Raw genomic sequence first — 19,410 nt, 5'->3', positions numbered from 1 at the left:
GGCACTCTCGCTCACAAAGGTGGACGAGAGTGCCGTTCGCTCAGCCGACCAGCAGGACGATCAGGGTGCGGGGGCCGTGCACGCCCTCGACCCGGTCCAGCTCGATGTCGCTGGTCGCGCTCGGCCCGCTGATCCAGGTCAGCGGCCGGGTGGGGTCGAGGCGGTCCACCGCGGAGGCGACGTCGGCGACCACCTGGTCCACCCGCACCACGCACACGTGCCGATCGGGCACGAGGGTCGCGGCGCGCCGGCCCTGCCCCGGCCCGTGGTCCAGCACGATCGTCCCCGTCTCGGCGATGCCCAGCGCGGCCGTGGTCAGCACGCCGTCGACGGTGTCGAGCTCGGCGGTCGTCAGCTGCTCGTCGAGGATCGCGTCGGCCGGGCGCAGGTCCTCCGGCAGGTCCGCGGGCACCAGCAGGCGCGGGACACCCTCCAGGGCCGCGGCCAGGTGCGTCGGCAGGTCCTCGGGCGTGCAGCGCACCACCGTCGCCTTGTAGTCGGCCACGCGCTCGGCGAACAGCTCGACGTCCTCGTGCGTGGTCGGCCGCGGCTCCGGCCGGTCCACGGCGACGTCGGCAGGGTTCTCGGTGCTCGGGACGTCCTGCAGCGCCGTGCGCACCCGCCCCAGGATCTCCTCGCGCACGCTCACTTCGCTCCCCCGTCCTCGCGGCGCCCGCCGTCCGTCCGCGCCCACCACGCCCGGAACGACTCCGGCGCGGGCACCGGCACGTCCCGTGCGTCGGACCAGGCCGCGGCAGGCCCGGGCAGCGCGCCGAGCACGCCACGGCCGCCCGGCGCGCGGCGCTTGGTGCCCCGCAGGAGCCGTCCGACGGCGCCGGACACCTTCTCCGCCGCGGCGGTCCGGCGGGCGTCGGACAACGCCCACGACGCCGCCTTCATCGCCAGGTTCTGCACCTTCGGCTCGCCGCGGTGCGCGTCGACCACCTTCGTGCGCAGGTGCACCAGCACCTCGGGGATGTCGATCCGCACCGGGCACACCTCGAAGCACGCCCCGCACAGGCTCGAGGCGTAGGGCAGCGAGTCGACCTGGGTGTCGTGCCCGACCCCGCGCAGCATCGGGGTGAGGATCGCCCCGATCGGCCCCGGGTAGACCGAGCCGTAGCTGTGGCCGCCGGTGCGCTCGTAGACCGGGCAGACGTTGAGGCACGCGGAGCAGCGGATGCAGCGCAACGCCTGCCGGCCGACCTCGTCGGCGAGCACGTCCGTCCGCCCGTTGTCGAGCAGCACGACGTGGACCTCCTGCGGACCGTCGCCGGGCGTCACGCCGGTCCACATCGAGGTGTACGGGTTCATCCGCTCGCCGGTGGAGCTGCGCGGGAGCAGCTGCAGGAAGACGTCGAGATCCGCCCACGTGGGCACGAGCTTCTCGATGCCCACCACGCTGACCAGCACCTCGGGAAGGGTCAGGCACATCCGCCCGTTGCCCTCGCTCTCGACCACGGCCAGCGTGCCGGTCTCCGCGACCGCGAAGTTGGCGCCGGACACCGCGACCTTGGCGCGCAGGAACTTCTCCCGCAGGTGCGCCCGGGCCGCGGCGGCGAGCTCGGCCGGGGTGTCGGTGAGGTCGCGGGGCGCGGCCTTCCCGTGCCGGCCCATCTCGCGCAGGAAGATCTCGCGGACCTCGGAGCGGTTGCGGTGGATCGCCGGCACCAGGATGTGGCTGGGCAGGTCCTCGCCGAGCTGCACGATCAGCTCGGCCAGGTCGGTCTCCCAGGCGTGGATCCCGGCGGCCTCGAGGGCCTCGTTGAGCCCGATCTCCGCCGTCGCCATGGACTTGACCTTGACGACCTCGTCCGTCCCGTGAACCCGGGCGATGTCGACGACGATCCGGTTGGCCTCGTCGGCGTCGCGCGCCCAGTGCACGGTCGCGCCGGCCCGGGTCAGCGACTCCTCCAGCTGTACGAGGTAGGTGTCGAGGTGCCGGAGCGTCCGGTCCTTCAGCGCGGCACCGGCGACCCGCAGCCGCTCCCACTCGTCGACCTCGCCGACGACCGCGGCCCGCTTGGCCCGGATCGTGCCGGTCGCGTGGGCGAGGTTGCGACGGAGCTGCGTGTCGGCCAGGGCGGCGCGGGCCGCGGTCGGGAAGGCGGGCGTGCCGAGGAAGGTGGCGCTCACCGGGCACCTCCGTGGGCGAGGGCGGCGCTGCCGGCGGAGTCGCGGTCCGCCTCCCGGGGCGGTTCCTCGATCACGGGCTCGGTCGCGGCCAGCACCTCCGCCAGGTGCATCACGCGCACGCCCGACCGCTCGCGGGAGAGCAGGCCGCCGATGTGCGTCAGGCAGGAGTTGTCGCCCGCGACCAGCACCTCGGCGCCCGACTCGCGCACGTGCCGCGCCTTGTCCGCGCCCATCGCGATCGAGGTCTCGGAGTTCTTCACCGCGAAGGTCCCGCCGAACCCGCAGCACTCCGTGGCCGCCGGCAGCTCGACGAGCCGCAGCCCGCGCACGGCCTCCAGCAGCCGGGTCGGCCGGTCGCCCACGCCCAGCATCCGCAGCGAGTGGCAGGTCGGGTGGTAGGTGACCCGGTGCGGGAAGTAGGCCCCGACGTCGACCACGCCCAGCACGTCGACCAGGTACTCGGACAGCTCGTACACCGGCGCGGCCTGCTCGACGGCGCGCACCAGGCCCGGATCGCCGGAGCGCTCGGCCACCAGGCGGTGCTGGTGGCGCACCGAGCCCGCGCACGAGCCCGACGGCACCACGACGGCCTCGTACCCGGCGAAGGCCTCGAGGTGCCGGCGCAGCAGCGGCACGGCCTCGTCGAGGTAGCCGGTGTTGACCATGGGCTGGCCGCAGCAGGTCTGCGCGGCCGGGAAGTCGACCTCGACCCCCAGCCGGCGCAGCAGGGTGACGACGGCCCGACCGGTGTCCGGGAACAGGGCGTCGTTCATGCAGGTGACGAGCAGGCCGACGGTCACGGTGCCTCCGGTGGTGGGCGGAGTTCGGCTCCGGGTCCGTCCCCGGGTCCGGCGCGGGCTGAGCTATGGTCGGACCTTAACCCGCACGCTAGGCTCCCGTCCACCGAGGGGGTGGAGATGGCGGCACCACGCTGGGACCAGGTCCAGCGCGTCCCGACCTACGAGCTCGTGATCGAGCGGATCGAGGAGCAGCTCGTCTCGGGGGCGCTCGGCCCGGGCGACCGGCTGCCCCCGGAGCGGGAGCTCGCGTCGATGCTCGGCGCGAGCCGCCAGGCGGTGCGCGAGGCGCTGCGCGTGCTGCAGGCGCAGGGCGTCGTGCGCTCGCAGCAGGGCACGGGCAGCGACTCCGGCACCGTGATCGTCCCGGCACCGGCGAAGGCCCTGTCCCGACTGCTCAAGATGCACCTCGCGGTGAGCTCCTTCCCGGCCGAGGACCTCACCGGCGCGCGGGTGATGCTGGAGCGCACCAGCGCCGCGTCGGCCGCCGAGCGGCGCTCCCCCGCCGATCTCGCCCGGCTCCGCGAGGCGCTCGCGGCGATGGACGCCGACCTGCCGCGCGAGGAGTTCAACCCGCTCGACACGGCCTTCCACGTCGCGATCGCCGAGTCCGGCGGGAACCGGCTGGTCAGCGAGCTGACCGCGGCGATCCGCGAGTCGCTGCGCGGCGCCCTGCTCGACGGCATGCGGGCCGAGGAGGACTGGCCCGGCCTGCGCGCGCAGCTGCGGCGGGAGCACCGCGGGATCCTCCACGCGATCGAGGCCGGTGAGGCCGCGCGGGCCGCCGAGCGGATGGAGGCGCACATCCGGGCCTTCCACCGCCGCCTGCCCTGACGGACGCCGATCAGGTCCCCGGGTCGTCGTCGGGGGGCGAGGTGGCGGCCGAGCCCGCACGCCGGGCCCGGTCCTCGAGGTAGCGCTTCTCGGCGAGGTTGAGGGCACCCCGCGCGGCCTTGCGGTAGTGCTCGCGCGCCTGTTCGTGCTCGCCCAGCCGGTCCAGCAGGTGGGCGCGCACGGCGTCGGGCCGGTGGTGGCGGGCCAGCCGCTTGTCGCCCGCCACCCGGTCCAGCACCTCCAGCCCGCGCTCGGGCCCGTACGCCATCCCGACTGCCACGGCCCGGTTGAGAGTGACGACCGGGTTGTCCGTGCACTCCTCGAGCAGCCGGTAGAGGATCTCGATCTGCCGCCAGTCGGTGTCGGCGTCCGTGGGCGCCTCGGCGTGGACGGCCGCGATCGCGGCCTGCAGCTGGTACGGACCGACCTCGCGACGGGCGAGCGTGCGTTCGAGCAGCGCGACGGCCTCGCCGATGGCCGCGTGGTCCCACCGGCTCCGGTCCTGCTCCGCGAGGGGGATCATGCGGCCGTCGGCGTCCGTGCGGGCCTGCCGCCGGGCGTCGGTCAGGAGCATGAGGACGAGCAGGCCGGCCACCTCCCCGTCGGCGGGCAGGAGGCGGTGCAGCATCCGGGTCAGCCGGATCGCCTCGGCGGAGAGGTCGACCCGGGTGAGGCCGGTGCCGGCGCTGGCCGTGTACCCCTCGTTGAAGATCAGGTAGAGGACGTGCAGGGCAGCGGCCAGCCGCTCGGTGCGCGCGTCGGCGGGCAGGGTGAACGCGGCGCCGCCGGCCTCGATCGTGGCCTTCGCCCGGCTGATCCGCTGGGCCATCGTGGCCTCGGGGACCAGGAACGCGCGGGCGATCTCCGCGGTCGTCAGCCCGCCGACGGCGCGCAGCGTCAACGCGATCCGGCTCGCCTCGGTGAGGTCCGGGTGCACGCAGAGCAGCAGCATGTCGAGGCTGTCGTCGACGGCCGGGGCCTCGAGCTCGACGGCCTCGGAGGGATCGACGGCCGCGGCCTCCTCCCGGCGGCGCCGCGCGCTGTCGCTCCGCCACAGGTCGGTCAGCCGGCGGCGGGCGACGGTGACCAGCCACCCGACCGGCTCCTCCGGGACGCCGGTCTCCGGCCAGGTGGTCGACGCCGCGAGGAGGGCCTCCTGCACCGCGTCCTCGCACAGGTCGAACTGCCGGAAGCGGGAGACGAGCACGCCGAGGACCTGCGGCGCGCAGCGGCGCAGCAGGTCCTCGAGCGCGCGGTCGGCCATCGTCAGGAGGCCTCGGGCTCGCTCAGGCCGAAGCCCGCGGTGAAGACGACCGGGCGCACCTCGATCGCGAGCCCCTCGATCGCGGCGTCGGGGATCTTGGCGGCCAGCTCGTACGCCCGCTCCGGGGTCTCGACGTCGACCAGGTAGAAGCCGCCCATGTACTCCTTGGCCTCGACGAACGGGCCGTCGGTCACGGTCGTCGCGCCGTCGCGGACGGACACGACCGCACTCCGCGACGGGTCGGCCAGGGCCTGCGTGCCGATCAGCTCCCCGGTGCGGGTGATCTCGTCCATGAAGCGGCCGTGCCCGGTCCCGATCTCGCGGCCCTGGGCCTCGGTCAGGCTCTCCAGCACGGCGGGGTCGACCTGCATGATGATCAGGTACTTCACGACGTCTCCTCTCGTCGGCGGCGCCCGGCGGGCGTCCGTCGTGAGCACGTACGGAGCGGGAGGTCCGCGCTCGACATCCTGCCGTGAGTGACCTGTGTCACACACCCCGCAAGAACCGGCCCAGCTCCGCAGCGGTGGTCGCGGGGTCGTCCTCCGGAAGGAAGTGACCCGCCTCGGGGACGACGACACGGCGGGAGCCCGGGATCGCCGCGGCCAGCCGGTCGGCGGAGTCGGCCGGCAGCCAGCGGTCGTGCTCGCCCCACAGCACGAGCGTCGGCGCGGCGACCTCGCCCAGGGCCGCGACCACGTCCCGGGTGTCCGCCTCGTCGAAGCCCTCGACCTGGTCCAGGTAGCGCTGCTGCCCGGCCTCGCCGGCGTAGGGCTCGAGGTAGGCGCGCTCGGTCGACGCATCGAGCGGGCGGTGCGTCGCCGTGGCGAGGTGGGCGCGGATCAGTTCGTGGAACACGTGCTCGGGCATGGTGCGGTAGACGTCGAGGTGCGCCTGGATGTGCTGCGCGACCGGCGTGGTCCACGGCGGCAGGACGGCGGCGTCGAGCAGGGCGAGGGCGCGCGCGGGAACCCGATGGCGCAGGTGCGCCCGCAGGACGGCCGCGGCACCGATGTCGTGCCCGACGAGCACGGGATCCCGCAGGTCCCAGGCGTCGAGCAGCTCCGCCAGGACGCGTGCGTGCAGGGCGACCGACGGGCGGACGCCGGCCGCGGTCGTCGAGCGTCCGTAGCCGGGGAGGTCCCACAGGTAGACCGTGTGGTCCGTGGCGAGCGCCGGCACGACGTCCCGCCACAGCACCGACGAGGACGGCGTGCCGTGGGTGAGGACCACGGCCGGACCGTCGCCGACGCGCTCGTACGCCACGGTCCCGCCGGTCACCTTCTCCTGGGTCTGCAGCATGTCCGCCTCCGGTAAGGTCTTCGATGCGGTTGGGACGGTTACCGTGACACGGCGGAGGTAAGGCGTGCAACTGGCTTTGAGCGATTACCCCCGAGGGGCGGAGCTCGCGACCGCGCTGATCTCCACCGCACCGCGGGTGTGGCACGGCGTCGAGAAGCTGACGTCTGCGGCGGAGGTCGACGACCTGCTCGCGGCGCACGGGTTCGCCGGGTCGTGCACGCCGGCCGAGCTCGACGACGTGCGTGACCTGCGGGCGGAGCTGCGCGCGATCGTCGACGAGATCGTCGACGGCGAAGGGGTCGACGCCGTCGTCCGGCGCGCCTCGACCCTCGCGGCGGGCGGGCTGACGCTCGGCGGGGGCGACCGTCCGGACTGGGTCTTCGGGTCCGACGCCGGCCTGGTCGAGGGCCTGGCGGCGGTCACCGGGGTGGGGCTGCTGGGCGCGGTGCGGGCGCTCGGGGCGCAGCGCTTCCGGGCCTGCGCCGCACCGTTCTGCGAGGGCGCGTTCGTCGACGTGAGCCGGGCGGGGCGGCGCCGCTACTGCATGCCGGACCTGTGCGGCAACCGCGTCAACGTCGCCGCGCACCGGGCGCGCCGCCGGTCCGCGGGATGAGCGCACCGGGGCTCCAGCGCCGGCTGGGCACGGTCGACGCGACCGTCATCGGGCTCGGCTCGATGATCGGCGCGGGGGTGTTCGCGGCGTTCGCGCCGGCGGCGGCCGCGGCGGGGTCGGGGCTGCTCCTCGGCCTGGCGTCGGCGGCCCTGGTGGCGTGGTGCAACGCGACGTCGTCGGCCCAGCTCGCGGCCCGGTACCCGCGGTCCGGCGGCACGTACGTCTACGGGCGCGAGCGGCTCGGCCCGTGGTGGGGGTTCGTCGCGGGCTGGGGCTTCGTGATCGGCAAGACGGCGAGCTGCGCGGCCATGGCCCTGACCGCGGCGGCCTACCTCGTGCCCGCCGCCTGGCACCGACCGGTGGCCGTGCTCGCCGTCGTCGCCGTGGCCGGGGTGAACCTGGCCGGGGTGACGCGCACGGCCCGGCTCACCCGGATCCTGGTCGCGGTGGTGCTGCTCGCACTGGTCGCGATCCTGACCGTCGCGGTGGTCCGCGGCCCACTGCAGCCGGCGGGCCTGGCCGTCGGAGGTTCTGGGGCTTACGGGGTACTCCAGGCTGCCGGCCTGCTCTTCTTCGCGTTCGCCGGGTACGCGCGGGTCGCGACGCTCGGCGAGGAGGTGCGCGAGCCGGCGCGCACGATCCCGCGGGCGATCACGCTGGCCCTCGCCGGGACGGTCGTGGTGTACGCAGCGGTCGGCGTCGTGCTGTTGCTGGTGCTGGGGCCGACCCGGCTGGCGGCGTCCACCGCTCCGCTGGCCGAGGTCCTCCCGCCCGGCGCGACCTGGATCGCCGCGGCCGGCGGCGCGCTCGCCTCGCTCGGCGCGCTGCTCGGGCTCGTCGCCGGCGTGGGGCGGACCGTGCTCGCCATGGCCCGGGAGTCCGACCTGCCCGCGCCCCTGGCGGCCGTCCACCCGCGGCGGTCGGTGCCGCACCGCGCGGAGATCGCCGTCGCCCTGGTCGTCGTGGTGCTGGTGTGCACGGTGGACCTGCGCGGGGTGATCGGCTTCTCGTCCCTCGGCGTGCTCCTCTACTACTTCGTCGCCAACCTGTCGGCGCTCGGGCAGCCGCCTCCCGAGCGCCGGTACCCGCGGGGGTTCCAGGTGCTCGGGATGACGGGATGCGCCGTCCTCGCGGCGACTCTCCCCTGGCAGTCCGTGGTGATCGGGGTGGGGGTCGTGGCCGCCGGGGTGGGGTACCGGTGGACGCGGGTGCGCGTGGGCCGGAGCGCGTGAGCAGGTGATCACCGACGGTCCGGGCCCGGATCAGGCCCGGGACCTTCGTCCCTGCTCCGCGGACCGAGCGGCCCGCCGACGGTGATCGGTCGGCCCCTCCTGCCACCCGCACCGGCCAGCGACGCTGATCGTCGGCGTACCGCGCCGGCACGAGGACGATGCCGCCGCTGCGCCGCAACGGATCCGGCGGCGCAGGGCGTCGCGCCCGCCGGTCCGGACGTCCGGGGCGGGCAGGGAGGGCCCACCCGGTTCCCGGGCGGCCGGGCGGCGGTGGTGGGCCGCCGTCCCGGTCCCCACCGACACCCGGCCGCGGCAGGCGATGCCCCCCGACCACCGCGGCCGGGCCCCCTTCGCCCGCTCGTTCGGCGCGTCCCGGCCGGCGGCTCCTCCGCGCTCGCCGCCCCCGCGCCTTCCTGCGGCGTGGCCGGGAAGGCAAGGGGCACACTCGATCATGCGGGCTGCGGCCACTGAGGGGTCGAGTCGGTGGACGAGTGGCGGCACGTGCGACGCCAGTCCGCGGTGGCGATGGCGGGCCGCGATTCCAGATGGCCGTCACCGTTCGGCGAGCCCAGCCGAGAGGCATGCCCACCGGACCTGATTCGAGAACTGACGCCGAGGAGAGCCCGACGCAGCCCACCGCCGGCGAGCAGGCAGGTCACCACCACAGCCGATCCCGCAGCCCTACTGCTCGTCCTCCGGATCCTGGGCCTTCTTGGCGAGGCCGGGTGGGATCTTGCCCGAGTTCCCGGCCTCCCCCACCGGCCCACCGGAGCCGCTCGGGACCCCGTCGGACCCCCCGGGCCCGCCGCCTCCGTCGATCGAGTTGCTCCCCGTTCCCTCCACCGCGGACCGGGCCGTCGGCCCCGACGGGACATCGGTGCGGCCGCGGCCGGCCTCGACCCGGCCACCGGTCGCGTGTGCGGCCACGGACTGCCCCGTCACCGGCGCCCCCGCGTCGGTCGCGGCGGAGGCCGCCGAGACGGCCGCTCCGGCGACGCCCGCGGCGTGCTCGCCCGGGGCGGACCAGTTCGGGCTCGTGGTGGGGGCGTGCTCCACGGGGCCGGAGGGGTGGGTCTCGCCGGCGGCGAGGGCGAGGCCGCCAGTGGCGGTGCCCACCACGGCGAGGGCGGCGGCGAGGGACTTGGCGGCGACGGCGCCGGACGCGGTGACCGTCGCCCTCCGCAGCCGCCACCGCCCCCGCGAGGTCGCGGCCGCGGCGAATGCGGCCGCGGCGCCGCGTTCCCCGCGCAGCTCCCGGGGCGTGCCCGGGCCGGCGGCCGCGTCGAGCAGGCGGCGGAGGTCGCGGGGTCCCCCGTCGCCGTCGAGCAGGCGGTCGACGTCCGTGATCGCCATCCAGGTCGCCGGCGGCGCCTCGACGCCCCGGCCGGTGCAGTGCTCACACATCGGCGACCCCCGTCCGCCGTCCCTGGCCGGTCCTCGCGGGACCGGCCTCCTCCCCCGCCCGGAGCCGCTCGGCGAGCCGCCGGAGCCCGCGGTGGGCGGCGACCCGGACCGCGCCGGGCCGTTTGCCGAGCACCGTGGCCGCGGTGGTCGCGTCGAGCCCGATCACCGCGCGCAGCAGCACCGCCTCGGCCTCGGTGCGCGGCAACGCGAGGATCTGGTCGACGGCCCACTGGGTGGCCAGCCCGTCGAACACGGCACCGTCGGTGTGCCGGACGTCCGCGAGCGCCACCAGGTCCGCCGGTTCCGCGGGATCGGCAGGGCGGCGGGTGCGGGCCCGCGCCGAGTCCATCGCCCGGTTCCGGCAGATCGTGGTGACCCAGCCCCGGAAACCGTCGAGGTCCCCGGAGAAGCGGCGCAGGTCCTTCGCCACGTGCAGCCACGTCTCGGCGGTGACGTCCTCGGCGTCGGCGCCGACCAGTGCGGTGGCGTACCGCAGCAGGCGTGGTTGCAGGTCGCGGTAGAGCACGACGAAGGCCCACTCGTCGCCCGCCCTGGCCGCGCCGAGCGCGTCCTCGAGCAGGGTCTGGTCGCGGGCCGCGGCCGGGGGCGCCGCGGTCGGGCTGGCGAGGGCGGGCACTCCACCTCCAGGTCGATCGATGACGGGCCGGACGTCGGGGGGCGTCTCCGTCCGGCCCGCCACGCCCTCAGCGCGGCGCACTCCCGAGTCGTTACAGCCCGTGGCCGCGATCGCGAAGGTTGCTCCGACCGAGCCGGATCCGGCCCCCGAACGGCGCAGCCTGGAGCCGCTCGGTGGCGCCGGGACGTTCGGCCCTACCGCCCGGGACCTTCCGGGCACGGCGCGGGGGTTGCGCGGCCCGTTAGCGTCGGAGCGATCGAGGACGAGGAGGCCCCGTGACCATCTCGGTGTTCCTGCTGGACGACCACGAGATCGTCCGTCGCGGCATCGCGCAGCTGCTCGAGACGGAGGACGACATCGAGGTCGTCGGCGAGGCCGGGACCGCTGCGCAGGCCCTGGCCCGCATCCCCGCCACCCGGCCCGACGTGGCGATCCTCGACGTCCGCCTGCCCGACGGCGAGGGCATCACCGTCTGCCGCGACATCCGCTCCACGCTGAACCCGCCGCCGGCCTGCCTGATGCTCACCTCGTACTCCGACGACGAGGCCCTCTTCGGCGCGATCATGGCCGGCGCCGCGGGCTACCTGCTCAAGCAGGTCGCCGGCACCGACCTCATCGGCGCCGTGCGCACCGTCGCCGCGGGCGGCTCGCTGCTCGACCCGAAGGCCACCGCCCTGGTCCTGGAGCGCCTGCGGCACGGCTCCGAGCCGGACGACCCCCGCTACGAGGGCCTGTCCCCGCAGGAGCGGCGGATCCTCGACCTCATCGCCGACGGTCTCACCAACCGGCAGATCGGTGCGGAGCTCTACCTCGCGGAGAAGACCGTCAAGAACTACGTCTCCTCGCTGCTGCACAAGCTCGGCTTCTCCCGGCGCACCGAGGCCGCCGTCTACGCGACCGAGCGCCGCCGCCGCACCCGCTGAGGGTCGACCGGCCCCGGATCACCCCGGGTCGAGCGGCACCCGCCACGCCAGCCGGGTGCCGCCGCCGGGCCGGCGGCGCACCTCCAACGTGCCGCCCAGCTCCTCGGCGCGTTCGGCGAGGTTGTGCAGCCCGCTGCGGGCGACGTCCGAGGGCATCCCCGTGCCGTCGTCGACGATCTGCAGGACGAGGTCTGCCCCCGCCTCCAGGGTGACCGTGACCGTCCGCCCGCCCGAGTGCCGCACCGCGTTGGTCGTGCCCTCGCGGACCGCCGCCAGCAGGTGCGGGACGAGCTCGGCCGGGACGAGCGTGTCGACGGGCCCGGAGGTGCGGATCGACGGCGTCATGGCCGACCCGGCGACGATCTCGTCGACGGTGTCGAGCAGCCGCCGCCGCACGCCCCCGCCGCCCTGGTCGGCCCCGTGCAGGTCGAAGATCGCGGTCCGGATCTCGCGGACGGTCTCGTCGAGCTCGTCGACGGCCTGCCGGACCCGGTCCTGGACGTCCGAGCGCACGGCGCGGCGCATCGTGCTCTGCAGCTTCAGGCCGGTGGCGAACAACCGCTGGATGACGTGGTCGTGCAGGTCCCGGGCGATCCGGTCGCGGTCGGCGAGCACGTCGAGCTGGCGCTGCGCCCGGGTCTTCTCCGCGATCTCCAGGGCCAGGGCGGCCTGCTCCGCGAACGACGTCACCAGCGGCACCTCGGTGGACCGGTACGGCTCGCCGCCGACCCGGCGCAGCGCGACCAGCACCCCGATCACGCGCTCCCCCGAGCGCATCGGCACCGCGACCGACGGGCCGAGGCTCGGCGGCACCGAGTCCGCGCCGTGGTCGAGGAACGCCGCCGGCGAGCCGGCCAGCAACGGGCTGCGGCTCTCGGCCACCTCGTCGAGGTCGCTGCCCGCCCGGATCCCGGTGGCGGGCAGGCCGAGCGGCTCGCCGGCGTCGCCGCCCAGCTCGTACAGGCCGTCCTCGTCCGGGCCGAGCAGCACCACGGCCGCGGCCGACGCCGTGAGCTCCAGCGTCCGGACGGCGACGAGCTGGAGCACCTCCTCGTCCGACGCCCCGGCCAGCACCTCGGCCCGCACCTCGCCCAGCGCCTCCAGCCAGTGCTGGCGCTGGCGGCCCTGCTCGAACAGGTCGGCGTTCTGCACGGCGATCCCGGCGGCCGCGGCGAGGGCGTGCAGCATCACCTCGTCGTCGGCGGTGAACTCCCCGCCGCCGACCTTCTCCGTGAGGTAGAGGTTGCCGTAGATCGAGTCCCGGACCCGGACCGGGACGCCGAGGAAGCTGTGCATCGGCGGATGGTTCGGCGGGAAGCCGACGGACGCCGGGTGCGCGGTCAGGTCGGCCAGCCGCAGCGGCTCGGGATCCAGGATCAGCTGCCCGAGCAGGCCCTTCCCGGTGGGCGGCGGCCCGAGCGTCTCGCGGACCCCCGGCCGCAGGCCGACGTCGATGAACCGCGAGATCGACCCGTCCGGCGCCAGCACGCCGAGCGCCCCGTACCGGGCGTCGACGAGGTCCACGGCGGACTGCACGATCCGGCGCAGCGTGGCCTCCAGCTCGAGCCCCGCCCCGACGGCCAGCACGGCGTCGAGCAGGCTCTGCATCCGGTCGCGGGCGGCGACGATCTGCCCCAGCCGCTCCTGGACCTCGCCGAGCAGCTCGTCGAGCCGCAGCCCGGCGAGCACCCCGGAGACCGGCGGGCCCTCCTCCGGCCCGCGATCCGGCCCGCTGTCCGGCCGCGTCATCGGTCCTCCCGTTCCCTTCCGGCGGCACACGGTGTCACCCCGCGGGCGATCACGACAACCCCGCCGCGGCCCGCCCGCGCGGGTCGAACACCCCGACCGCACGGGACCTTCGACGGTAGTGCCCCGGGACCCGCGGCACCGACGCTGAGCCCGGGTCCGACCGGGACCCGCGGGATCTCGGACGGCGAGCGGTGATGATCGAGACGGGTTCGCTCGGGCTGACCGAGGGACAGCTGCAGGATGCCGTCGGGGCGGCCGCCCGCGCACCCTCGCTGCACAACACCCAGCCGTGGCGCTTCCGCCTCACCCCCGACGGGATCGAGCTGCACGCCGACCGCGACCGGCAGCTGCCGGTGGCCGACCCGACCGGCCGGGAGCTGCGGATCGCGTGCGGAGCCGCGCTGTACAACCTCCGGCTCGCGCTCATCGGGCACGGCGTGCGCCCGCTCGTCACGCTGCTGCCCGACCCCGCGCGGCCCGATCTCCTCGCCACGGTCCGCCGCGGCGGCAGCCGCCCGCCGACGCCCGAGCAGCGCCGGCTGCTGGAGGCCGTGCCGCGGCGCCGCACGAACCGGCGGCCCTTCACCGACGCGCTGGTGCCCACGCCCGCGCGGCACGCACTGCGCCGCGCCGCGCTCGACGAGGGCGCCTGGCTGGACCTCGTCACCGACCCGGGGCAACGGTTCGAGCTGGGCGTCCTGGCGCGGCGGGCGCACGAGCTGCAGATGGCCGACCCCGAGTTCGTCGCCGAGCTGGAGCGCTGGACGGGACACGGCGAGGAGCGGCCCGACGGCGTCCCGGCCGCGGCCGGCGGGCCGCTGCCCCGGCCCAACGCGACGTGGGTGCTGCGCGACTTCAGCGGCGGCACCGCGCGCCCGGACGACGGGGCGGAGGCCGAGCCGCTCATCGCGGTGCTCAGCGTGCACGCCGACGGCCCGCGCGAGGAGATCCGCGCCGGCCAGGCCATGGAACGCGTGCTGCTGACGGCCACGACGCACGGCCTCGCCGTGTCCCTCCTCTCCCAGCTGGTCGAGTGCGTCGACGTCCGGGAGAGCCTGCGGCGGCTGATCAGCGGGACCCGCCCGCCCCAGGTCGTGCTGCGGATCGGGCAGGGCTGGCCGGTCCCCGGCACACCGCGCCGGCCCCTGAGCGACCTCCTGCTGCCACCCGAGACGGGGCTTCCCGGAAGCACGACACTGCACGTGGACGACCGGCCCGATCCCGGCTCGACCAACCATCACACCTGAGCGCGCCACGCCCGGCGACGGGTCAGGCCGCGCGCCAGAACTCGAGCACCGCGACGGTGCTGCCCCGGGCGCCATCCAGGATGTCGCGCGCCCGGTCGGGCAGGCGGGCCCGCAGGGCCCCCGGGTCCGCGGGCGCGGCGACGACGGCGGTGCGCAGCCCGAGGAGCGCGGCGGTCAGCCGCAGCGCCTCGACGGCCTGCCCGGTGCGAAGGTCCGCGTGCGGGACCCGGCCCGCCGCGCCGACCAGCACGAACACCGGTTCCGGACGGGGCGCCTGCTCGTCGAGCAGGCCCGGCCAGGCGGGCCCGAGCTCGTCGCCGGGCACCACCGGGTGGCCGATCCCGCGCAGCCAGGCGCTCTCCGTCTCCGCGGCGCGCCGCAGCACCGCCCGGGCCGCGGCGTCGCGCGGACCGTCGGCGCCCTGCGGCCGCCCCTGGTCGCGGAGCGCGGCGTAGAGGGCCCGCTCCAGCGGGCGCGGCTCGTAGGCCTCACCCGGCCGCACGACGGCGAGCAGCCCCTCCTCCACCGGGTGCGTGACCTGCGGGCGGCGGCCCTGGGCGGCCACCGCGAGCCGGATGGCGCGCAGCCCCGCGCCCGCCGCCACCCGGGTGACCCGGGCCAGCGGCTCCTCCGCGAGCGACCAGCGGCGGACCACCGACCGGACGGCGACCCCGTCGTCCACGGCCGTGACGAACCAGGGCGCCGACCCCTCCGGTGCCGCGGCCGCCCGGGCCGCGTCCACGAGGGGGGCGATCCGCAGTGCCGCCCGCGACGCCTCCGGGGTGACCACCGGGTGAGCGGACATGACCTCGAGTCTCGGCACCGGCGACCGGCCGTCGCGAGAGGCGAAGGTCCCCGCTGCGGACCGCCCCGGCCGGGGCCGCCCGCCGTGACGGTCCGGGCCGTCGGTCCCTGCCGCGGCCGGGCCGGGCGGGCCATCCTGCGGGTCCGGACCGGCCCTTCAGGAGCGATCATGACCGAGCAGCGCCAGCGCCCGGCCCCGCCGGAGACCCTCGACGACGACCCGCCCGTCGAGGCGGTCATGACGCGCCGGCTCGTCGGCGTGGACCCCGCGACCCCGTTGGGCACCGCGCTGCGGCTGATGGTGGCCGGGAACGTGCGGCACCTGCCCGTCGTCCGCGAGGGCCGCTGCCTCGGCATGGTCGCCGAGGTCGACCTGCTGCGCGGGCTCGCCGCCCGCCAGGGCCCGTTCGGTGCCGCGACGCTCCTGGTCGCCGACGTGCTCCGGCCCGCGCCGGAGGTCCCGCCCGGCACCCCGCTGCACGAGGTCGCCGCCCGCATGGACCGCGAGTGCACCGACGCCCTCATGGTCGTTGCGGCGGGTCGCCCGCTCGGCCTGGTGACGGCGACGGACCTGGTCCGCGCCCTGGCCGGCCGGGTCCGCTGAGGACGGCGGGACCCGTCGCGCGGCGGTACCGTGGCCCCGCCCGGCTGTGAGGAGGACGACCGTGGACGTCGAGGTGACCCGCGACGCGGACGGCTGGACCAAGGAGGCGCCCGCGCGCTGGGACGCCGCGAAGGCCGCGGCGTTCGGCGACCTCCCGCCGGCGTTGTTCGGGCTCGGCACCCCCGCGGACGGCGACCCACTGGCGGACGAGTGGTGGCGGGCCGAGGACGGCCGCGGCGTGATCGGGTACGGCCGGCTCGACGACTCGTGGGGCGACGCCGAGATCCTGATCATCGTGCACCCGGACCGGCGCGGTGCGGGCCTGGGCTCGGTCGTCCTCGACCACCTCGAGCGCGAGGCGGGCCGGCGGCACCTCAACTACGTCTACAACGTGGTGCCGTTGACGCACCCGGACCGCGAGGAGATCTCCGCCTGGCTCCGCGCACACGGCTTCGAGGAGAAGGCCGACGGCGAGCTGCGCAAGCGCGTCCCGCGCTCCGACGTGAACTGAGAGAACGTCAGTCCGCCCGGCCCGGGGCGCCGAGGCGGTGCAGCCGCAACGCCAGCTGGATCTCCAGCGCCCGGTCCGGCTCCTGCCAGCCCTCCCCCAGCAGCGCCCCGATCCGGTCGAGCCGCTGCGCGACCGTGTTGACGTGCACGTGCAGCGCGGCCGCCGCCCGGCTCGGGCTGGCCCCGGCCGCGTAGTAGCACTCCAGCGTGCGGAGCAGCTCGCTGCCGCGGCGGGCGTCGTGCTCGGCGACCGGGCCGAGCACTCCGGCCACGTAGCCCGCGACGTCCGGCCGGTCGCCGAGCAGCAGCCCGGCGAAGCCCAGGTCCGCCGCCGCGGCCGCCTCGCCCGCGCGGCCCAGCGCGAGCAGCGCCTCCGCCGACCGGCGCGCCTCGGCCAGCGCCCCCGCGAGCCCGCCCGCGGGGTGCACGGGACCGGCCGCGCCGACGGTCACGGCTCCTTCGGGCTCCTCCGGGGTGGCCGGGTGGGCCAGCGGCTCGGCCGCGGCGGCGGGGTCGGTGCCGGGCAGCAGCGCGACGACGGCACCCTCGTGCTCGGCGACGAGCCCGGCCCGCCCGCCGGCGGCCGCGGCGTCGCGCAGGACGGCCCGCCGCCTCCCCGGCGCGCACCGGCAGACCAGCAGGACGTGCGGGCGGCGCGCGGCGACCCCCAGCTCGGCGAGCCGGGTGAGCACCGCGGGCCGCGGGCGGTCGGCCACCGCGAGCAGTTCGGTGAGCGCCTCGGCCCGCTCCCGGCGGTCGGCCTCGGCCTCGCGCTGGCCGAAGAGCAGCACCAGCGCCGTGACCATCGCGGCCCGTTCGACGGTCCGGACCTGCCCCGCGTCGAGGTCCGGGACGCCGCCGAGCAGCAGCGTGCCCAGCCGCTGCCCGGCCGCGACCACCGCGACGGCCCACGCGCCTCCCGCCCGGGTCAGCCGGCCCGGCGCCTCGTCCGCGGACCGGACCGCCTCCGCCCAGCAGCCGTCGTCCGGGGTCGCGCCGAAGCGGGCGGCCGGGGTGCCGTCCGCGTCGAGGACCACCACCCAGGCGTCGAGCAGCCGGCCGAGGGCCTCGGCGAGGTCCGCGACGTCGCCGCCCTCGAGGACCACGCCGGCGAACCGGTCGTGCGCCGCGGCCGCCTCGGCGATCGCGGCGTGCGCGGTGCGCAGGGCGTCGAGGGCCGCGGCGGTGTCGGCGAGCTGGCGGGTCTGCACCAGCGAGACGGCGGCGAGCGCGGCGAGCGACCCGAGCAGCGCCACCTCCTCGGGCGCGAACGGCCGGGCGGAGCGGTTGGCGGCGAACAGCACGCCGACGAACTCGGCGTCGACCAGCAGCGGGACCCCGCAGATCGCGACGAGCCCCTCCTCGCCCACCGCGGCGTCGATCTCCGCGGTGTGCCGGTAGCGCTCGTCCTCGCCGTAGTTCCCGGTCCAGTGCGAGTTGCGGGTGGCCGCGACCAGCCCGCCGAGCCCGGCGCCGAGGGGCAGCCGCAGCGCCTGGAACCGCGGTGACACGGAGCCCGCCGTGGCGCGCATGTAGGTGTCGCCGCGGTCGGCGTCGTAGAGGGTCAGGTAGGCGAGGTCGGTGCCGAGCAGGGCGCGGGCCCGGCGGACGATCGCGTCGAGCACCCCGCCCGTGTCGGACTGCGAGGTGAGCTCCCGGGCGGTCTCCACCAGCGCGGCCAGCTCGGACTCCCGGCGCCGGCCGGCGTCCATCGCCGACCGGATGCGCAGCACCAGGGCCCCGGCCTCGGGCTCGGAGCCGGCGAGCTCGGTGGCCGCCTGCTCCAGCACGCCGGCCGGCCCGGCCCCGTCGGCCCGCCCGCCGTCGACGCCGTCGACCCGGTCGGCGAGCAGCCGGAGCAGGTCGAGGACGGTGCGCGCCACCCGCGCATCCTGCCCGGTGAGCGCGCCCGGCGGCAGGGCCAGGGCCATCGGTGCCGGTCCCGCTCAGGGTCGGGCCGCGGCGGACCCGTCCGTCAGGGACGCGGCGGAACCGTCGCCGAACCCGTCGTCGGCGGCGAGGTCGCGGTTCCGGGTCTCGCGGTAGGTGGCCACCGCGACCAGGGTGATCACCGCGCTGGCGGCGACGTAGACGGCGATCGCGTAGCCCGTGCCGAAGGCGGCGAGCAGCGCCACCGAGACGAGCGGCGCGAGGCCACCGGCCGCGACCGAGGCGAGCTGGTAGCCGATGGACACGCCCGAATACCGGACGCCGGTGCCGAACAGCTCCGACAGGAACGCCGCCTGCGGCCCGTACATGGCGCCGTGGAAGATCAGCCCGACCACGACGGCGAGCACGGTGAGCCCGAAGCTCTGCGTGTCGAGCAGCGCGAAGAAGGCGAACGCCCACGCGCCGACGCCGACGGCGCCGAGCAGGTAGACCGGCCGGCGGCCGATCCGGTCGGACACCATGCCCCACAGCGGGATCGTCACGACGTGCACGGCGGCACCGATCAGGACCGCGCCGAGCACGAACGACGACGGCAGCCCGAACTGCTCCTTCATGTACGTCGAGACCACGATGGTGAAGATGTAGTACGAGACGTTCTCGGCGAACCGCGCGCCCATGGCCGTGAGGACCTCGCGCGGGTAGCGGCGCAGCACCTCGACGATCGGCAGGGTCTGCGACTTCCCCTCCGCCGCGCGCTCGGCGGCCTTGGCCTGCGCCTCGCGGAAGACCGGCGACTCCTCCACGGAAAGCCGCACGTACAGCCCGATGAGCACCAGCACCGCGGAGAGCAGGAACGGGATCCGCCAGCCCCAGGAGTTGAACGCCTCCTCGGACTGCACCACGGCGAGCAGCGCGAGCAGGCCGTTGGCCAGCAGCTGGCCCGCCGGCGCCCCGGCCTGCGGCCAGCTCGCCCAGAACCCGCGCCGGCGGGCGTCGCCGTGCTCGGAGACGATCAGGACGGCGCCGCCCCACTCGCCGCCCAGCGCGAAGCCCTGGATCAGCCGCAGCAGCACCAGGATCGCCGGCGCCGCGACGCCGATCGTCGCGTAGCCCGGCAGCAGGCCGATCGCGAAGGTCGACAGCCCCATCATCAGGAGGCTGACGACCAGGAGCTTCTTGCGGCCCAGTTTGTCGCCGTAGTGGCCGAACACCAGGCCGCCGAGCGGGCGGGCGACGAAGCCGATGGCGAAGGTGCCGAAGGACAGCAGCGTGCCGGCGACCGGGTCCGCGGCCGGGAAGAAGACGTGCGGCAGCACGATGGCGGCCGCCACGCCGTACAGGAAGAAGTCGTACCACTCGACCGTCGTGCCCAGCATCGAGGCGGCGACGACCTTGATCAGTGAGGTGCGCGGCGGGGATCCCGCGGGGGTCGACGGCTGTGTCATGGTCCGGACGGTAGTGCGGCGC

General features: G+C 76.3%; 19 protein-coding genes. 7 read left to right on the top strand and 12 right to left on the bottom strand.

Annotation, left to right across the window (positions count from 1 at the left end; all coding sequences use genetic code 11):
- Positions 1-40: 40 nt before the first annotated feature.
- From ACQP04_RS13390 to ACQP04_RS13380, 3 genes are read right to left on the bottom strand one after another with little or no spacing between them, the layout of a single operon-like run.
- Entirely contained in the window at positions 41-649 is a 609-nt protein-coding gene (locus tag ACQP04_RS13390; protein ID WP_433507367.1) for a LutC/YkgG family protein, read from the bottom strand.
- The gene (locus ACQP04_RS13385) at positions 646-2,136 is read right to left on the bottom strand and encodes a LutB/LldF family L-lactate oxidation iron-sulfur protein (RefSeq protein WP_433507366.1); all 1,491 of its coding nucleotides are present in this window, start codon (positions 2,134-2,136) and stop codon (positions 646-648) included. Before ACQP04_RS13385 ends, ACQP04_RS13390 begins: the two co-directional genes overlap by 4 nt.
- Entirely contained in the window at positions 2,133-2,936 is an 804-nt protein-coding gene (locus tag ACQP04_RS13380; protein ID WP_433507365.1) for a (Fe-S)-binding protein, read from the bottom strand. The genes ACQP04_RS13385 and ACQP04_RS13380 overlap by 4 nt, the downstream gene beginning before the upstream one ends.
- A gap of 117 nt (positions 2,937-3,053) precedes the next feature.
- Between ACQP04_RS13380 and ACQP04_RS13375 the strand changes: the two genes are divergently transcribed.
- Positions 3,054-3,767 carry a FadR/GntR family transcriptional regulator gene (locus ACQP04_RS13375; RefSeq protein WP_433507364.1) on the top strand — a complete coding sequence of 238 codons (714 nt, stop codon included), beginning with the start codon at positions 3,054-3,056 and terminating at the stop codon, positions 3,765-3,767.
- A 10-nt stretch (positions 3,768-3,777) separates the two neighbouring features.
- Here the strand turns inward: ACQP04_RS13375 and ACQP04_RS13370 are convergent, their stop codons facing one another.
- The 3 genes from ACQP04_RS13370 to ACQP04_RS13360 all read right to left on the bottom strand — a co-directional run bounded on the left by ACQP04_RS13370 (position 3,778) and on the right by ACQP04_RS13360 (position 6,330).
- Positions 3,778-5,031 (bottom strand): RNA polymerase sigma factor, encoded by a 1,254-nt coding sequence (locus ACQP04_RS13370; RefSeq protein WP_433507363.1) that lies wholly within the window; start codon positions 5,029-5,031, stop codon positions 3,778-3,780.
- 2 nt (positions 5,032-5,033) lie between these two features.
- Entirely contained in the window at positions 5,034-5,420 is a 387-nt protein-coding gene (locus ACQP04_RS13365) for a YciI family protein (protein WP_433507362.1), read from the bottom strand.
- A 97-nt stretch (positions 5,421-5,517) separates the two neighbouring features.
- The gene (locus ACQP04_RS13360; RefSeq protein ID WP_433507361.1) at positions 5,518-6,330 is read right to left on the bottom strand and encodes an alpha/beta fold hydrolase; all 813 of its coding nucleotides are present in this window, start codon (positions 6,328-6,330) and stop codon (positions 5,518-5,520) included.
- Between the two features lie 76 nt (positions 6,331-6,406).
- Between ACQP04_RS13360 and ACQP04_RS13355 the strand changes: the two genes are divergently transcribed.
- Both ACQP04_RS13355 and ACQP04_RS13350 read left to right on the top strand, forming a co-directional pair.
- Complete coding sequence (locus ACQP04_RS13355) at positions 6,407-6,943, top strand: CGNR zinc finger domain-containing protein (RefSeq protein ID WP_433507360.1); 537 nt, start codon at positions 6,407-6,409, stop codon at positions 6,941-6,943.
- Positions 6,940-8,175 (top strand): APC family permease, encoded by a 1,236-nt coding sequence (locus tag ACQP04_RS13350; RefSeq protein ID WP_433507359.1) that lies wholly within the window; start codon positions 6,940-6,942, stop codon positions 8,173-8,175. Before ACQP04_RS13355 ends, ACQP04_RS13350 begins: the two co-directional genes overlap by 4 nt.
- A gap of 681 nt (positions 8,176-8,856) precedes the next feature.
- Here ACQP04_RS13350 and ACQP04_RS13345 read toward each other — a convergent pair.
- Together ACQP04_RS13345 and ACQP04_RS13340 are read right to left on the bottom strand one after the other, a co-directional pair.
- The gene (locus ACQP04_RS13345) at positions 8,857-9,579 is read right to left on the bottom strand and encodes a hypothetical protein (protein ID WP_433507358.1); all 723 of its coding nucleotides are present in this window, start codon (positions 9,577-9,579) and stop codon (positions 8,857-8,859) included.
- Positions 9,572-10,216 (bottom strand): RNA polymerase sigma factor, encoded by a 645-nt coding sequence (locus tag ACQP04_RS13340; RefSeq protein WP_433507357.1) that lies wholly within the window; start codon positions 10,214-10,216, stop codon positions 9,572-9,574. Before ACQP04_RS13340 ends, ACQP04_RS13345 begins: the two co-directional genes overlap by 8 nt.
- A 275-nt stretch (positions 10,217-10,491) precedes the next feature.
- Between ACQP04_RS13340 and ACQP04_RS13335 the strand changes: the two genes are divergently transcribed.
- Positions 10,492-11,139, top strand: coding sequence for a response regulator transcription factor (locus ACQP04_RS13335; protein WP_358211508.1), 648 nt, complete (start codon positions 10,492-10,494; stop codon positions 11,137-11,139).
- Positions 11,140-11,157: 18 nt separating this feature from the next.
- On the opposite strand, the gene ACQP04_RS13330 is transcribed toward ACQP04_RS13335, so the two are convergent.
- The gene (locus ACQP04_RS13330) at positions 11,158-12,888 is read right to left on the bottom strand and encodes a GAF domain-containing sensor histidine kinase (RefSeq protein WP_433507356.1); all 1,731 of its coding nucleotides are present in this window, start codon (positions 12,886-12,888) and stop codon (positions 11,158-11,160) included.
- A 194-nt stretch (positions 12,889-13,082) separates the two neighbouring features.
- Here ACQP04_RS13330 and ACQP04_RS13325 point away from each other — a divergent pair, with 194 nt between their 5' ends.
- A complete protein-coding gene (locus ACQP04_RS13325; protein ID WP_433507355.1) occupies positions 13,083-14,135 on the top strand; it encodes an Acg family FMN-binding oxidoreductase in 1,053 nt (350 codons plus the stop codon).
- Positions 14,136-14,157: 22 nt separating this feature from the next.
- Here ACQP04_RS13325 and ACQP04_RS13320 read toward each other — a convergent pair whose 3' ends face one another.
- A complete protein-coding gene (locus ACQP04_RS13320) occupies positions 14,158-14,940 on the bottom strand; it encodes a hypothetical protein (RefSeq protein ID WP_433507354.1) in 783 nt (260 codons plus the stop codon).
- 168 nt (positions 14,941-15,108) lie between these two features.
- Here ACQP04_RS13320 and ACQP04_RS13315 point away from each other — a divergent pair, with 168 nt between their 5' ends.
- Positions 15,109-15,543 carry a CBS domain-containing protein gene (locus ACQP04_RS13315; protein ID WP_433507353.1) on the top strand — a complete coding sequence of 145 codons (435 nt, stop codon included), beginning with the start codon at positions 15,109-15,111 and terminating at the stop codon, positions 15,541-15,543.
- Positions 15,544-15,604: 61 nt separating this feature from the next.
- A complete protein-coding gene (locus ACQP04_RS13310; protein ID WP_433507352.1) occupies positions 15,605-16,054 on the top strand; it encodes a GNAT family N-acetyltransferase in 450 nt (149 codons plus the stop codon).
- 7 nt (positions 16,055-16,061) lie between these two features.
- Here ACQP04_RS13310 and ACQP04_RS13305 read toward each other — a convergent pair whose 3' ends face one another.
- Both ACQP04_RS13305 and ACQP04_RS13300 read right to left on the bottom strand, forming a co-directional pair.
- A complete protein-coding gene (locus tag ACQP04_RS13305) occupies positions 16,062-17,984 on the bottom strand; it encodes a helix-turn-helix domain-containing protein (RefSeq protein WP_433507351.1) in 1,923 nt (640 codons plus the stop codon).
- Positions 17,985-17,999: 15 nt separating this feature from the next.
- Complete coding sequence (locus tag ACQP04_RS13300) at positions 18,000-19,388, bottom strand: MFS transporter (protein WP_433507350.1); 1,389 nt, start codon at positions 19,386-19,388, stop codon at positions 18,000-18,002.
- Positions 19,389-19,410 lie beyond the last annotated feature (22 nt).

It is taken from the genome of Pseudonocardia halophobica, assembly GCF_050948485.1.
Classification (GTDB): Bacteria; Actinomycetota; Actinomycetes; order Mycobacteriales; family Pseudonocardiaceae; genus Pseudonocardia; species Pseudonocardia halophobica.
Note: the sequence above shows the minus strand (reverse complement) of the source record. Positions and strands in the feature narration are given on the sequence as shown.

Coding starts and splice junctions, on each gene's coding strand:
- ACQP04_RS13350 (WP_433507359.1), top strand. CDS start 6,940: ATGAGCGCACCGGGGCTCCAGCGCCGGCTGGGCACGGTCGACGCGACC.
- ACQP04_RS13325 (WP_433507355.1), top strand. CDS start 13,083: ATGATCGAGACGGGTTCGCTCGGGCTGACCGAGGGACAGCTGCAGGAT.
- ACQP04_RS13320 (WP_433507354.1), bottom strand. CDS start 14,940: ATGTCCGCTCACCCGGTGGTCACCCCGGAGGCGTCGCGGGCGGCACTG.
- ACQP04_RS13375 (WP_433507364.1), top strand. CDS start 3,054: ATGGCGGCACCACGCTGGGACCAGGTCCAGCGCGTCCCGACCTACGAG.
- ACQP04_RS13305 (WP_433507351.1), bottom strand. CDS start 17,984: ATGGCCCTGGCCCTGCCGCCGGGCGCGCTCACCGGGCAGGATGCGCGG.
- ACQP04_RS13345 (WP_433507358.1), bottom strand. CDS start 9,579: ATGTGTGAGCACTGCACCGGCCGGGGCGTCGAGGCGCCGCCGGCGACC.
- ACQP04_RS13300 (WP_433507350.1), bottom strand. CDS start 19,388: ATGACACAGCCGTCGACCCCCGCGGGATCCCCGCCGCGCACCTCACTG.
- ACQP04_RS13360 (WP_433507361.1), bottom strand. CDS start 6,330: ATGCTGCAGACCCAGGAGAAGGTGACCGGCGGGACCGTGGCGTACGAG.
- ACQP04_RS13315 (WP_433507353.1), top strand. CDS start 15,109: ATGACCGAGCAGCGCCAGCGCCCGGCCCCGCCGGAGACCCTCGACGAC.
- ACQP04_RS13370 (WP_433507363.1), bottom strand. CDS start 5,031: ATGGCCGACCGCGCGCTCGAGGACCTGCTGCGCCGCTGCGCGCCGCAG.
- ACQP04_RS13330 (WP_433507356.1), bottom strand. CDS start 12,888: ATGACGCGGCCGGACAGCGGGCCGGATCGCGGGCCGGAGGAGGGCCCG.